Below are 14,087 nucleotides of genomic sequence, written 5' to 3'. Positions count from 1 at the left end.
TGACTGGAGGAGAGCACCATGTCGGCGTCGCCCGAGATTCCTGCCTCTTCGAGGAGATCCTTCAGTGGATAGCCGATCCACGTCGCATTGCCGACGAGATCGCCACCGACGATGTTGGACACGCATGTCAGCGTCACGGTGCGTTCGACGGCGTCCCTCGACGCCAGGTCTTCGAACGTGATCTCCAGTTCCTTCTCGACCATGCCGTGGATGCGCAGTGACCAGGTGTCCGACGCGACCTGCGGTATCACCAGAGCGGTGTCGATGCGGTAGAAGTCCTCGTTCGGCGTGATGTACGACGCCAGTCCGTCGATCCGCAGGTCAGCGCCCGCCGGAATCGGGGGCTGCGGCGTCGGAATGGGCAGCATGAATCCGAGCCGATTGGCGGTGACGTCGCGAGCCTGCGTGATCAGCCGACCCGCCGTTCCTGCTGCAACAGCCACGACTCCCGCAGCCACGGCGAGGCCGAGAAAACTGCGGCGGGTCATGCCTTCGCTCGGCTCGTCGGTTGTTCGGATCAAGGCATGTAGCACGACGATTCCCGCAGCGACGCCCAGAGTCGTCGGTAGTGCGGAAAGCGGCGTCGCGGTCGAACGGGTGACCGCGGCGAGGACTCCGAGGGCGCCGAGTACACCCAAGAGCACAGCGCCCAGCGGACGTCGCAGTAACCCTGCTCCGGCGGAGATCAGCGCGATGACGAGGGCCATGCCGATGAACAGAGCTGCTTTGTCCGAGGTGCCGAAGGTGTCGATGGCCCACTCGCGGACCGACTCCGGGGTGTTGTCGACGACGGCGGATCCGACGGCGAAGAACGGGGACGAGTTCGGGCCGAACGGAACGGCGATCAGTTCTCCGACGCCGAGGATCACTCCGGCAGCGAGGATCCCGGCTAGGGCGCGCTTGAACATGACTCCAAGATAGGCGCGTCCCGCGCAGTGGCACGACTGAGCGCACTGGGGTGCACTTAACCGTGCCACTGGGGCCGGAGGCCCTATCCCAGACACACTCGCAGATAGTCGTTCGAGAATCGGCGTTCTGGATCGAGCTTGTCTCGCACAGCGCAGAAGTCCGAGAAATGCTCGTACATGTCGGCGAAGTCCTCGGCCGTCAGCGAGTGCAGCTTGCCCCAGTGCGGCCGACCGCCGACGCTGCGGGCGATTGCTTCCACCGCATCGAAGTACTCCCGGTGATCGCGTCGGTGGTACTGATGGACGGCGATGTATGCGCTGGCTCTGCCGTGCGCCGTCGAGAGCCAGATGTCGTCCGCCGCGGCGAAGCGCACCTCGACCGGGAACGCCACCGTGAAACCGGAGGACGCCAGCCACCGTTCGAGCTCGCGGAGTACGTATGTGATGGACTCGGCCGGCACCGCGTACTCCATCTCCCGGAACCGAACCGTGCGCGAGGACGCGAACACTCGGTAGCTCCGGTCGGTGAACTCGCGTGCGGACAATGCTCGTGCGGAGAACCCGTTGACGCGGGGAATCGCGGCAGGAAACCGAGTGACCGCCCGGTTCACCAGTTCGAAGGCAGTGTTGGACAGCAACTCGTCGTCGATGTACGCCCGCACCCGACCGAGTGGGGCAAGTGGGCTGTCCGCTGGAAGTCTGGTGTTGGTCTTGGTCAGCACACGATCCGTGTGCGGAAACCAGTAGAACTCGAAGTGATCGACCGTTGCCACCGTCTCGGTCATCGTCGACAGCGTCGAGGTCAACGTGGCGGGCGCTTCGAGCGCGTGCAGCGCGAACGCCGGCGCGCAGCGCAGACTCACCCGGGTGATGATCCCGAGTGCGCCGAGTCCGACGCGGGCGGCGTCGAACATGTCCGGCTCATCGTCACGAGAACACGTCACAACGCGGCCGTCGGCTGTCAGGATTTCCAGGGCAGTCACCTGTGTCGCGATTCCGCCGAACCGCGCACCGGTCCCGTGGGTGCCGGTGGAAATGGCACCCGCGACGGACTGTTCGTCTATGTCGCCCAGGTTGGCCATCGCGAGGCCCAGATCCCACAGCCTGGCCGTGAGCTCCCGCAGCCGGGTACCCGCCAACACGGTGACGATTGCGGATCCGTCGGCAGCGCGTTCCACCGACTCGACGCCACGAAGGTTGTCGAGGCTGACCTGGATCCCGTCCGTCGCCGCGATCGACGTGAACGAGTGCCCCGCCCCGACGCACTTGACCGTGTCTTCGGCCCGCAGCACGATCGCCGTCAGTTCATCGATCGATCGCGGAACGACCCGTTCGATCGGATTCGAGGTCTGATTTCCCGCCCAGTTGTGCCACGTAAGCCCCGTCATCGCTCAACTATGAATGTGAAAGTCCGACACGGTCAATTATCGACCGACGACAACTACTATTCATTCCCATGCAGACTCGGCTGCAGGTCGATGCACGACGAGCCCGGCTGGTCGCTGCCGCTCTCGATCGCGCCGAACAGGTGGGTATCGAGAAGCTGACGGTCCGTGGCGTCGCCGCCGAAGCGGGGATGACGCAGGCCGCGGTCTTCTCCCTCTTCGAGTCCAAGGAATTGCTCGTCATCGCGATGGGTGAGGGACTGATCGTCGATATCACGGCTGCGCTGCACACGGCGTTCGATCACACCCGCGAACTCCACGGAACCCGTGGACTTCGCGAGCTGGTGCACAGCGGCCTCGACGCGATTTGGCCACTCGTCTATCAGACGGCGGACCGACAGCTCTTGTCGTACGAGATCAAGACGTATCTACTGCGGCACCGCGCGCTCGGGTCGGACGACGCTGCGGCGATCGCCAGTGGGCAGTACCGAATTCGCGACACCGAGTCTCGTGCGTTCTTCGAGCGCTGCGCCGAAGACACCGGCACCCGGTGGCTCGAACCGATCGATTCGGTGGCGCGCTTCGGGATGGCGACGGTGGACGGGTTGATTCTCAGGTGGCTCGTCGATCGCGACGACATAGCTGTCATCGCGGCAATGGACGACCTGTCCGGGCTGATCGCTGGTAAAGCCGTCGAGATCTGACGGAATCGGCGACAGGTGATTGACTTGGAACCAGATCTGCTCGCGCAACGAAACCAAGGAAGTACTGCTGACGTGACGTCACTTCTCGGTCGAACCTCACACGACGTGACCGCCCTGAGCCGTATCTCGGCCGCGACCGCACACCTCGAACCTCCGTTCGCTGCCGTCGACGCCGATGCCCTTGCAGTCAATGCGGCCGATCTGGTTCGTCGAGGTAGTGGACTACCGGTGCGAGTGGCCAGCAAGTCTGTGCGCTCACGCAGCGTGCTCGAGCGCGTCCTCGGACAGGGCTTCGGTACACCTCCGGGATTCCACGGAATCATGGCGTACTCGCCGCACGAGGCGATCTGGCTCGCCGAGCTCGGTGCCGAAGACGTTCTGCTGGGATATCCGACGGTCGATGCCGGCGCACTCACCGCAATCACGCGCGACCGGGTGCTGTCCGGACGCATCACACTGATGGTCGACGACGTAGCCCACCTCGACCGGATTCGCGCCGCCGCCGGCTCCGACCTGGTCAAGCCGCGCATCTGCATCGACGTCGACGCCTCCCTCCGGCTCGGCCCTCTGCACCTCGGGGTCCGGCGGTCACCGCTACGGGAGCCGGAGCAGGTCGCCCAATTCGCCCGCACTGCCAAGGATCGCGGCTTTCGCGTGGTCGGGGTCATGTTCTACGAGGCGCAGATCGCCGGCCTGCCGGACTCCAACATCGCCGTCGAGCTTATGAAGAAGGTGTCGGCTTCGGAGCTGAAAGACAGGCGAAGCGCTGTCGTAGACGCAGTCACCTCCGTCGTCGGGCCGCTCGAGATCGTCAACAGCGGCGGCACAGGCTCACTCGAAATCAGCTCGGCAGACCCGAAAGTCACCGAGGTCACTGCAGGCTCAGGGCTGTTCTCTCCGACGCTGTTCGACAAGTACACCGCGTTCACAGCACACCCGGCGCTCTACTTCGCACTCCCCGTCGTGCGCAAACCGACCGAGAAGATCGCCACCGTGTTCGGGGGTGGCTACATCGCGTCGGGGCCGACATCGAGGTCCCGAACGCCGTCTCCTGTCGCGTTCTCGAACACGCTCCGCGGCGTGGTCCAAGGCGGATTGAAACTGCTCCGCAACGAGGGCGCGGGGGAAGTGCAGACGCCGGTCACGTCGACGGACATCATCGAGATCGGAGACCGGGTCTGGTTCCGTCATGCCAAGGCAGGCGAGATCTGCGAGCGACTCGACACCCTGCACATCGTCGAGGGCGACGGCAGTATCTCGGCCGTTCCCACCTACCGCGGTGAGGGAAAGAACTTCGGCTGATCCGCCGCAGGCTCCACTCCCGCCCCCTGGGTCATTCCGCAGGCTCCACTCCCGCCCCTGCGAGGGCCATGAACGCACCCAGCATTTCCAAGCCGTCGGGAGTGGCGGGTAGGTAGTGCGTGAGCGTGCGCGATTGCACCAGAACAGCAGCCCACTGCCCACGGGAGAGCGCGACGTTCAATCGGTTTCGCGACAGCAGGAAGCTGGCACCTCGCGGCGAGTCCGCGAGGTTCGACGCCGTCATCGACAACAGAGCGATCGGAGCTTGTCGCCCTTGGAACTTGTCGACGGTCCCGACGAGCACCTCGGCCAGACCAGCGTCGTCGAGGTGTCGACGAATCCGCGCGCCCTGAGCGTTGTACGGCGCGACGACGATGAAGTCGTGTGGTTCGAGGCCGCGGCTGCCCTCGTGCGTGTCCGGATCGGTCCACGGTGATCCGAGCAGCTTCTCGATCTGTCGACGAATCTCCTCGGCTTCTTCGGGCGACTCGGTGGTGTTGTCGTGATGCTCGACGGTCACCGTGTGCAGACCGGGCCGCATCCCGTCGAGGACCCGCGCGGCCGTCGCGGCCTCGTTGGAGAACAACTGTCCCTCGTAGGAGAGCGCCGACACCGGCGCGCACAGAGCGGGGTGCATGCGCCAGGTCCGGCTGAGGAAATACCCACGGTCGGCGGGCAGCGCACCATGACCTTCGGCCAGCCACCCGAGCGCCGATTCGTCCACTGGTTCTGGGTGCGTGCCCTGGCTTACCTGAGGGAGCTGTTGTGGGTCGCCGAGCAGTAGGAGATTGCGCGCTGAACCTGCCACCGCGATGGTGTTGGCCAGCGAGAACTGTCCGGCCTCGTCGACGACGAGCAAGTCGAGCGAACCCGGCACGACGCGGGTGTCGTGCGAGAAGTCCCACGCGGTGCCGCCGACGACGCACCCGGCGGTCGCATCGGCGACGAAGTCGGGGTAATCGGTGTCCCGCAGCTCGGTGTGCTCGGTCGGCTTCTTCTTGCCGATGAGCTCGGCAGGAACGCCGGCCTTGGCTATTCCGTCGAGGAGATTCTCGACGACGGAATGCGATTGCGCGACAACGCCTATCCGCCAGTGATGCTCCTTCACCAGGCGCGTGATGACTGCGGCGGCGGTGAAGGTCTTGCCGGTCCCGGGTGGTCCCTGTACGGCGAGGTACGAGTTGTCGAGGTCGAGCAGTGCGGTACCGATCGCGTCGACGTAGTTGTTCCCCGACACTGTGGGAAGTGCATTGCCGGACAGGGTTCGTGGAGTCGCCAACGACATCAGATCGGCGACGGCGGTGCGCGGCAAGTCCGGAAGGCAGTGCTGTACTTCGGTGGCCGCTCGGATGATCGCCTGCTCCATGCTGACGGTGCGTATCGGTGCGTCGGGCGCAATGGCCATCGGAAGTTGCTCGTATGGTTCGGCGCCCGCGGCGAGCTTTTCTTCGACGACGGCGTAGGTGTCGCCCAGTTCGAGCACCTCGCCCCGGCTGCATGCACGGTAGGTCGGGTGCGGCTGTTCGAGGCCGGCGGGCGGCGGCAGGTCGTAGAGCAATCGCACCGAGGACCCCGTACCCCCGACGCCGGTGACACGCAACCGTCGTCTGAGCAGTTTCTGCCGCGGCGACGTCTTCGCCCATTCCGATTCGATCGTTCCCGATTCGATCTTGAACACATCCGTTGCCTCGGCCCATTCGTCCACCGGGCTCTGCAGGCGATCGAAGTGCGCCCACCAGAACGGCTTTCGCTCGCGGCGGTGGTAGCCGATCGACCCCGAGTACAGAGCTACGGCTTGGGCATCGGGTGTCCGCTCGGACACCGGGCCGATTCCGACGTAGTCGCGCAGGGATTCCTCGAGCGCAGTGGTCTCTTCGTTCAGCTCCGGCGCGAGTGCCGCTGGTGGCCGCGGTGCCACTCCCGCGTCGGATGCCCGTGCCAACAACCAGTCTCGTAGCTCGACCGTCGACTCGCAGTCGTAGCGGTTGTATTCGGCGATCTCCGCCAGCAGGGCCGATGCCTCCGCGGTGCGTCCCTGATCGCGCAGATCGCACCAGTTGGCATACTCGGCGATCGACGCTGCGGCGTTGGTGACGTCGCCGTCGCGGCTGTCCGGCATGTAGAGGGGTTCGAGCTTCTTGATGCTGTAGGAGCGCTCGCCGATTCGAAGCGACGCGCGCACGACGGGATACAGATCCACGAGGATGTTGTCGCGAAGCAGGTCGTCGACGACGTCTTCGCCGACGCCGTACCGCCCCGCGAGTCTGAGCAACGCGGTCTTCTCGTAGGCCGCGTAGTGATAGACGTGCATGCCGGGAAACTCCCGCCGTCGAGTCACCACGTAGTCGAGGAACGCCTCCAGCGCGTGTCTTTCCTGTGCGCGATCATGAGCCCAGAACGGGTGAAAAGTCCGGTCCGTTTCGAGTACACCGAAGAGGTATTCGAGCCCCCACTCGGACGATCCGGCTTCGGCCCACAGGGGATCGCCCTCGAAGTCGAAGAAGATGTCTCCCGGATCGGGCTCCGGAATGGACCCGAGCGCGTCGGCGTCGAAAATGTCGAACTCGGTTCGGCCGCTGGTCCGCTGGGCGATCTGCAGTGTTGCCTGAGATCTGAGGGTGGCGAGTGTGCGAGCGGAGATGTCGTCGACCGGGCCGACGGAGGTGGCGAGCTCGACGGTCGTGGTGATTCCCGCGGTATGCAGATGTGCCCGCGTGCCGCCAGTGAGACCGGCAACGAGTAGCAGATCGTCACGCGCGAGAACCTGCTGATCACACGCATCGCATCGCCCGCACGCGCTGTACCTCGAATCGCCCCAATCGACGGGTTCGTCCTCGTCGACGTGCTCGTCGATGATTTCTTCCAGATGTGCCCGCTGGCGTCGATACACCGGGAGCAGATTCACCGCGGAGTGATCGGTGGTGCTGCCGTCGCCGAGCATCAGATGCAGGCGATCGGCGACCTCGATGCCGTTGTTCTCCAGTGCGTCCGCGTATGCCGCGAGTTGAAGCAGAGCAGGGACGCGGGCGTGCCGCGACAGCTTGGTGTCGTACACCGAGTAGCCGGCGCCCTCTTTGACCAGAAAGTCGCAGAACCCGAGGAAGCGGCCGTCGAAGAACGTTGCCTGATAGAGGACGTCGTACCCCCACAACACGGTCTCGATGGTGGCGGCGTTTGCGTCGGCGAGCGCGAGTGCGGTGCGTTCGGGTCTCGGCATGATCGATACGCCCTGGCCGAATCGAGTCTGGAACGCCTCGAGCTGTCGACGCTCGTGTGCGAAACCGAGGGCGGAGGTTCGCTCGAGCATCGGATCCGGCTCGTCGCGGACCGCCTCGATTCTTCCGAGTTTGGCGTCGAGTGTGCGCAGCATCGCGTACTCGCAGGCCGCCGCGGCGGAGAGGTCGCTGGCGCTGTATACGACACGGCCGCCCAAGAGGAACACGCGCACAACTGTAGGTGAATGCAACGACAGAACTGCCCGCCATGCAAAATAGTCGAATGCCGTTTTTCGAAGGAGCTACCGGTGCCGTCCACTACCGTTCGTGGACCACGGCACATCCGCGTCTCGTCCTGGTGTTTCTTCATGGCTTGGGTCAGAACAGCGGGCACTACCATCGGTTCGCCCGCCTCATGAACAACGAGGGCATCGACGTGTGGGCCATCGACCACGTCGGTCACGGGCTGACGGAAGGCGAGTTGTCCGACGCATCTCAGATCGCCGGGCTCGCCGACAACGCGTTGCAGCTCGCGGACATCGCTCGTTCGGAGCGCAGCGGGATCCCGATGGCGCTGATGGGTCACTCGCTGGGAGCTGCGACCGCTATCGCGGCCCTCGAGAAGAACCCGAGCGGATTCACCTCGGTAGTCCTGTGTGGAACACCGAAATCGACCACCGGCTCGGCGTCGGATCTGAGCGGATCGGCTTTGCCGCTGCTGGCTGTACACGGCGTCGACGACCGGTTGGCTCCGATCGACGCAGTTCGTGCGTGGATCCCGAACGTTCCAGGTGCCACGATGCGGGAGTTCGAGGATGCAGGCCACGATCTCCTGCACGAGAAAGTGCATCGCACGGTCCCACTGGAAGCTGCGGAGTTCGTACTCGCACACGTGTGAAATACAGACGCGTGTGACGTACAGGCCCGTGCCTGTACGTCACACGCGGGTGGAATCTAGCTGTAGATCGATTCGATCTCGGCGCCGCGCTCCTGGTGGATGATGTTGCGCTTGAGCTTCATCGTCGGCGTGAGCTCGCCGGTTTCGACGGTGAAGTCCTGCTCGAGGATCTTGTACTTCTTGATCTGTTCTGCGTTGGACACCTTCTTGTTCGCGTCCGCGACTGCCTTGTCGATCTCGGCGATGAGCTCGGCGTTCTTCGACAGTTCGGCGAACGGCACGTCCTCCGCGATCCCGTGGCGCTCTTTCCAGCCCGGGAGTGCTTCCGGATCCAGCGTGATGATGGCGCCGATGAAGGGCTTCGCATCGCCGACCACGAGACACTGGCTGATGAGTGCGTTTGCCCGCATGGCATCTTCCAGCACTGCCGGTGCGACGTTCTTGCCGCCCGCGGTGACGATGATTTCCTTCTTACGACCGGTGATGGAGACGTAGCCGTCCTGGTCGATGGCGCCGAGGTCGCCTGTGTGGAACCAGCCGTCGATGATCGACTCGGACGTCGCCTTCTCGTTGTGCCAGTATCCGCCGAACACGACAGGGCCCTTGAGGAGAAGTTCGCCATCGTCGGCGATCTTCGCTGCGTGACCGCTGAGCGGCTTTCCGACGCTGCCGATGCGCTGTTCGGAGGTGGTGTTGACGGTGATCGCGGCGCTGGTCTCAGTGAGTCCATAGCCCTCGTACACCGGGATTCCGACGCCGCGGAAGAAGTGACCGAGTCGGGCACCGAGAGGTGCGCCGCCGGAGACCGCGCGGTCGCAGTTGCCGCCGAGTGCGGCGCGGAGCTTGGAGTAGACGAGCTTGTCGAACACCGTGTGCTTGATGTTGAGCAGCAGTCCGGGGCCGCCCTTGTCCTTGGCTTCGCTCCACTCGATGGCGGTGGCCGCAGCCTTGTCGAAGATTCCGCCCTTGCCGCCGTCATACGCCTTCTCCTTGGCCGAGTTGTAGACCTTCTCGAACACGCGGGGCACCGACAGGATGAAGTCCGGTTTGAACGACGCGAACTGGTCGAGCAGCGTCGTGACGTCCGAGGTGTGGCCGACGGTGACCTTGGCCTCGAACGCTCCGAACGAGACGGCGCGGGCGAACACGTGCGCCATCGGCAGGAACATCAGTGTGCGGTTGCCCTCCTTCATCGAGTCGTGCAGCGCCAGCTGGGTTGCTTGCACCTCTGCGTAGAAGTTGGCGTGGGTGAGCTGCACGCCCTTGGGACGGCCAGTGGTTCCCGAGGTGTAGATCAGCGTCGCGGGTGAGGACGCGGTGACCTGGTGGCGACGTGCATGAAGGTCGTCGTCGCTGACGCCTGCGCCGCGTGTGGTGAGCTCGTCGATGGCCCCTGCATCGATCTGCAGGACCTCGCGCAGATCGGCGGCACCCTCGGTGACCTCCTTCAGGGCCTCCGCATGTGCTGGGGTTTCCAGGATCAGCAACGAGGTTGCCGAATCTTCCAGAATCCACTGAGCTTGATCGGCCGAGGACGTTTCGTAGATTGCAACGGTGCATCCACCTGCGGTCCAGATCGCATAGTCGAGAAGGACCCACTCGTACCGCGTCGCAGACAGAATCGCCACGCGATCGCCGAGCTCGACGCCCGACGCGATCAGGCCCTTGGCGACTGCCTTGACCTCCTTGGCGAACTGCGACGCTGTGACATCGGTCCACGTCCCACCGATCAAACGCTGGAACGGGACGATGTTCGGGGACTCCGTCTCGTGCCGGAAAATGGTATCGGCCATCGATGCATCGTCTGGAATTGTGAACGACGCAGGCACAGAATATTCGCGCACTGTAAGACCCCTCCGGGAAAATGACGTAACAGATGTGCATTTCATCACATTCCCGGCCGGGTTGCACTACGGATGGTGTCCGGTTTGCGAATTTTCCGACCAGTCCTGTGGAGTTATGTGTGACTCGCTGTGCACCCTAACCGGTCGTGCTGCTGTTGACGAGGCTCGATTCGCCCCGCGAGTCGCTGGACAGGCCGACAATGAACGTGCTGAGCGCATTATCGGCACTTGCGTCCTGCGGAAGAGGTGACAGGGACTAAACTCGCCTGTATATGAGCACAACAGAGCCGAATCAGGATGCCGACGTGACCCCTGACGAGTCGACTTCGAACGAGTCCACTTCGAACGAATCAACTTCGAACGAATCAACTTCGAACGGGCAGGCATCAGCGCCGATCGACGCGACCCCCGCTGTCGAAGAGGCGCCACCGATCACCTTCGCCGACCTCGGCATCGACGAACGGGTCCTGAAGGCCCTGCACGACGTCGGCTACGAGAGCCCGTCGCCCATTCAGGCCGCGACCATTCCGCCGTTGATGGCGGGCAACGACGTCGTCGGCCTCGCGCAGACCGGAACCGGTAAGACCGCAGCGTTCGCGGTGCCGATCCTGTCCCGTCTGGACGTGTCACGCCGGGTGCCGCAGGCGCTCGTGCTGGCCCCGACGCGTGAGCTGGCACTGCAGGTGGCGGAGGCGTTCGGCAAGTACGCGGCCAACATCCCCGGCCTGCACATCTTGCCGATCTACGGTGGTCAGGCGTACGGCATTCAGCTTTCCGGGTTGCGCAAGGGTGCGCAGATCATCGTCGGAACGCCGGGTCGTGTCATCGATCACCTGGAGAAGGGCACGCTCGATCTGTCCGGCCTCGAGTACCTCGTGCTCGACGAGGCAGACGAGATGCTCAAGATGGGATTCCAGGAGGACGTCGAGCGCATTCTGTCCGACACTCCGGAGTACAAGCAGGTCGCGCTGTTCTCGGCCACGATGCCGCCTGCGATCCGCAAGATCTCCAAGCAGTATCTGCACGACCCGGTCGAGATCACCGTCAAGACCAAGACCTCGACCGCGCCGAACATCACGCAGCGTTACGTTCAGGTGGCGCATCAGCGAAAGCTGGAGGCTCTGACCCGAATCTTCGAGGTCGAAGAGTTCGAGGCGATGATCATGTTCGTCCGCACCAAGCAGGCCACCGAGGAACTCGCCGAGAAGTTGCGGGCACGCGGATTCTCCGCAGCGGCCATCAACGGCGACATCGTGCAGGCCCAGCGCGAGCGGACCATCAACCAGCTCAAGAACGGCCAGATCGACGTCCTGGTCGCCACCGATGTTGCAGCGCGTGGTCTCGATGTCGATCGCATTTCGCACGTCATCAACTACGACATCCCGCACGACACCGAGTCCTACGTCCACCGCATCGGCCGTACCGGTCGAGCCGGCCGTGCGGGTGAGGCGCTGCTGTTCGTCGCGCCGCGGGAACGTCATCTACTCAAAGCCATCGAACGCGCGACGCGCCAGCCGATCACCGAGATGCAGTTGCCGAGCGTCGACGACGTCAACGCGCAGCGCGTCACCAAGTTCGGCGACTCGATCACCGAGAGCCTCGGCAACGAAAATTTGGCTCTCTTCCGTCGCCTGATCGAGGACTACGAGCGCGATCACGACGTCCCGATCGCCGACATCGCCGCTGCGCTGGCCGTGCAGTCCCGCGACGGCGAGGCGTTCTTGCTCGAGCCAGAGCCGCCCGCGCCCCCGCGTGCTCCCCGCGAGCCGCGTGAACCTCGGCCCGCGCGCAGTTTCGACGAGGATGCAGCGAGTTCGCATCATCGCAAGACCGGCCAGGAGATGGCGACGTACCGCATCGCCGTCGGGAAGCGGCATCACGTTGCTCCCGGAGCGATCGTCGGAGCCATCGCCAACGAGGGCGGCCTACGTCGGAGCGACTTCGGGCACATCAGCATTCGTCCGGATCATTCGCTGGTGGAGCTTCCCGCCGATCTCGCCGACGAAACAGTGGAAGCGCTGCGTCGCACTCGAATCAGCGGCGTGTTGATCCAACTGACACCTGACTCCGGTCCTCCCGGTGATCGCGGTGGCCCCCGCGGGGGCGGCAAGTTCGGTGGCGACAAGAGGGGCAAGCCGCGCCGTAGTTGACCTGTAGGGCCTAGCTGATCTGTAGGGCCCAGCTGACCTGTAGACAAGCCCCGCTCACCGATGAGGTGAGCGGGGCATTTTCGTCGATCTGCAGGGAGTCGATCTAGAGGGAGACGGTGAAGCTGTTCATCACCCGATCCGCGGCGTCGAGATCGGCGTCGCTGTTGGCCTGCACCGCGACCAGAGTCAGGTAGCGACCAGAATCTGCCTGGGCAGCAACGAGGATGTACGTGGCTGCGGTTTCCCCACAACCGGTCCACACCTCGAACCGGCCGGTGTGCACGGCATCGCTGTAGTCCTCACGGCCGGTCGAGACGCATCCGGACTGCGGCAGCGATGCCGTCGCCCAGTTCAGGAGATCCTCCGGCGAGGAGTTCGACACAGCGGTGTCCGAGGCCATGACCGAGGTGCCGACCGCACCCCAACCTCCCTGGTACTGAGCAAGATTCGAGCTGGCCTCGACGCCGTAGAAGTAGTTTCCTCGATCGTCGACGAACTTGTTGCCGTCCACCTGATTCCACGCCGCGGGCACGTCGACCGTCACGACTCCGTCGTTGTCCTCGACCGTGGTGAAGCCGCCGGCGCTGGTCTGCGAAGCGCTGCTACCGCCGGTGGACGGCGTGACCGCCGACGACACCGTCGTCGTTTCCTCGATCGCTTCACCGTTGAACTGGCCGCGTAGGTACGAGTCCGTGGCAGGCCGGTAGACCTCCACCGAGAGGGTTGCGTCCTGTCCGTGCGTGCGCAGGACGCTGCAGTAGTCGGCGAGCGTCCCGTCGGTACCGAGCGTGACGCCCTCCATGCTGGTCAGCAGGTCGCCGGGTTCGACTCCTGCTTTGTCGGCCGCCGAGCCCGATGCGACCGAGTTGACCCACACTCCGAGTCCGGTGCCCTCGTCGTCGGTGAGCGCTTCTCCGTTGATGCCGAGGCTCAGGATGTTCTTGCCGCCCTTGAGGTCCTCGACGACGTTCTGGACTTCGTCGCGATGGATGGCCATGTTGGTGTCGTACATGTCGCTTCCTGCGTAGTTGACGCCCACGAGCTTGCCGTCCGGGTCGACGAGTGGGCCACCGGAGTTGCCGCTGCGAATCTTCGCGTCGTGTTCGATGACGTGGTCGAGTGATGCCCACGGCGTGTCGCCTGCGGTGTCGGCCTTGGAGACGATGCCTTTGGTCATCGTGAACGTCGGGTCACCGAGTGGGAAGCCGGCGGCATAGATCTCGTCGGCGGTGTTGATCGGACCGTCGTGGAACGACACGTAGGGGAAGTCGGTGCCGTCGAGTTTCACGACGGCGAGATCCAGGCATTCGGAAGAACCGACGACGCGAGCATTGAGTTCTGTGCTCTGGTCGCCGCCGCGCCACACCTTGAGCGTGCCGGCGCCGGTGACCACGTGATTGTTGGTCAGTGCATATCCGTCGGGGGAGATGAGGAAACCGGAACCGCGTCCGGCAGCTTCGTATCCGCCTTCCTGAGGTGAGACGAAGGTGCCGAGGGCTTCGAGCTGAATCGTCGCCGACTGCAGTCCAGTGAAGTCGACGCCACCATCGGACGCAGGCTGGGCGTCGTCGGTGGAAGTGCCGACGGAGAAGGAACAAGCGCTGAGGAGTGCGGCGGTGGCGGCCAGAGCGAGTGCGGTGGTCGTGCTTCTCGCGAGAGTGCGGGCTGTTGTTGTCATGGG

9 protein-coding genes are annotated in these 14,087 nt (G+C 64.3%); 4 read left to right on the top strand and 5 right to left on the bottom strand.

The genetic code is table 11. The features are described from left to right. A partial coding sequence (locus tag A2J03_RS03935; protein WP_156520188.1) for a molybdopterin-dependent oxidoreductase occupies nt 1-908 on the bottom strand: 908 nt, incomplete at its 3' end. A gap of 83 nt (nt 909-991) precedes the next feature. Then, entirely contained in the window at nt 992-2,296 is a 1,305-nt protein-coding gene (locus A2J03_RS03930) for a D-arabinono-1,4-lactone oxidase (protein ID WP_068369943.1), read from the bottom strand. Between the two features lie 68 nt (nt 2,297-2,364). Here A2J03_RS03930 and A2J03_RS03925 point away from each other — a divergent pair, with 68 nt between their 5' ends. Both A2J03_RS03925 and A2J03_RS03920 read left to right on the top strand, forming a co-directional pair. Then, a complete protein-coding gene (locus A2J03_RS03925) occupies nt 2,365-2,997 on the top strand; it encodes a TetR family transcriptional regulator (RefSeq protein ID WP_068369940.1) in 633 nt (210 codons plus the stop codon). A 72-nt stretch (nt 2,998-3,069) separates the two neighbouring features. Beyond that, nucleotides 3,070-4,299: an alanine racemase gene (locus tag A2J03_RS03920; protein WP_231912352.1), complete on the top strand. Its 1,230-nt coding sequence runs from the start codon at nt 3,070-3,072 to the stop codon at nt 4,297-4,299. Nucleotides 4,300-4,330: 31 nt separating this feature from the next. Here the strand turns inward: A2J03_RS03920 and A2J03_RS03915 are convergent, their stop codons facing one another. Further along, the gene (locus tag A2J03_RS03915; RefSeq protein WP_068369959.1) at nt 4,331-7,741 is read right to left on the bottom strand and encodes a TM0106 family RecB-like putative nuclease; all 3,411 of its coding nucleotides are present in this window, start codon (nt 7,739-7,741) and stop codon (nt 4,331-4,333) included. 56 nt (nt 7,742-7,797) lie between these two features. On the opposite strand from A2J03_RS03915, the gene A2J03_RS03910 reads away from it, so the two are divergent. Beyond that, complete coding sequence (locus tag A2J03_RS03910; RefSeq protein WP_068369936.1) at nt 7,798-8,412, top strand: alpha/beta hydrolase; 615 nt, start codon at nt 7,798-7,800, stop codon at nt 8,410-8,412. A 56-nt stretch (nt 8,413-8,468) separates the two neighbouring features. Here A2J03_RS03910 and A2J03_RS03905 read toward each other — a convergent pair whose 3' ends face one another. Beyond that, nucleotides 8,469-10,256 (bottom strand): AMP-dependent synthetase/ligase, encoded by a 1,788-nt coding sequence (locus tag A2J03_RS03905; RefSeq protein ID WP_068369933.1) that lies wholly within the window; start codon nt 10,254-10,256, stop codon nt 8,469-8,471. A 272-nt stretch (nt 10,257-10,528) separates the two neighbouring features. Here A2J03_RS03905 and A2J03_RS03900 point away from each other — a divergent pair, with 272 nt between their 5' ends. Next, the gene (locus A2J03_RS03900; RefSeq protein WP_231912351.1) at nt 10,529-12,406 is read left to right on the top strand and encodes a DEAD/DEAH box helicase; all 1,878 of its coding nucleotides are present in this window, start codon (nt 10,529-10,531) and stop codon (nt 12,404-12,406) included. 103 nt (nt 12,407-12,509) lie between these two features. Here the strand turns inward: A2J03_RS03900 and A2J03_RS03895 are convergent, their stop codons facing one another. Further along, entirely contained in the window at nt 12,510-14,084 is a 1,575-nt protein-coding gene (locus tag A2J03_RS03895) for a S1C family serine protease (protein WP_197480612.1), read from the bottom strand. Between the last annotated feature and the right edge of the window lie 3 nt (nt 14,085-14,087).

Origin of the sequence: Rhodococcus sp. EPR-157 (assembly GCF_001647195.1) — a bacterium.
In the GTDB taxonomy this organism is placed as follows: domain Bacteria; phylum Actinomycetota; class Actinomycetes; order Mycobacteriales; family Mycobacteriaceae; genus Rhodococcoides.
The sequence above is the reverse complement of the archived record's forward strand: the minus strand, read 5'-3'. Positions and strand labels throughout refer to the sequence as shown.

What these genes read in the sequence shown, in the direction of transcription:
- A2J03_RS03930 (WP_068369943.1), bottom strand. Translation starts at nt 2,296, where the DNA reads ATGACGGGGCTTACGTGGCACAACTGGGCGGGAAATCAGACCTCGAAT.
- A2J03_RS03925 (WP_068369940.1), top strand. Translation starts at nt 2,365, where the DNA reads ATGCAGACTCGGCTGCAGGTCGATGCACGACGAGCCCGGCTGGTCGCT.
- A2J03_RS03910 (WP_068369936.1), top strand. Translation starts at nt 7,798, where the DNA reads ATGCCGTTTTTCGAAGGAGCTACCGGTGCCGTCCACTACCGTTCGTGG.
- A2J03_RS03900 (WP_231912351.1), top strand. Translation starts at nt 10,529, where the DNA reads ATGAGCACAACAGAGCCGAATCAGGATGCCGACGTGACCCCTGACGAG.
- A2J03_RS03895 (WP_197480612.1), bottom strand. Translation starts at nt 14,084, where the DNA reads ATGACAACAACAGCCCGCACTCTCGCGAGAAGCACGACCACCGCACTC.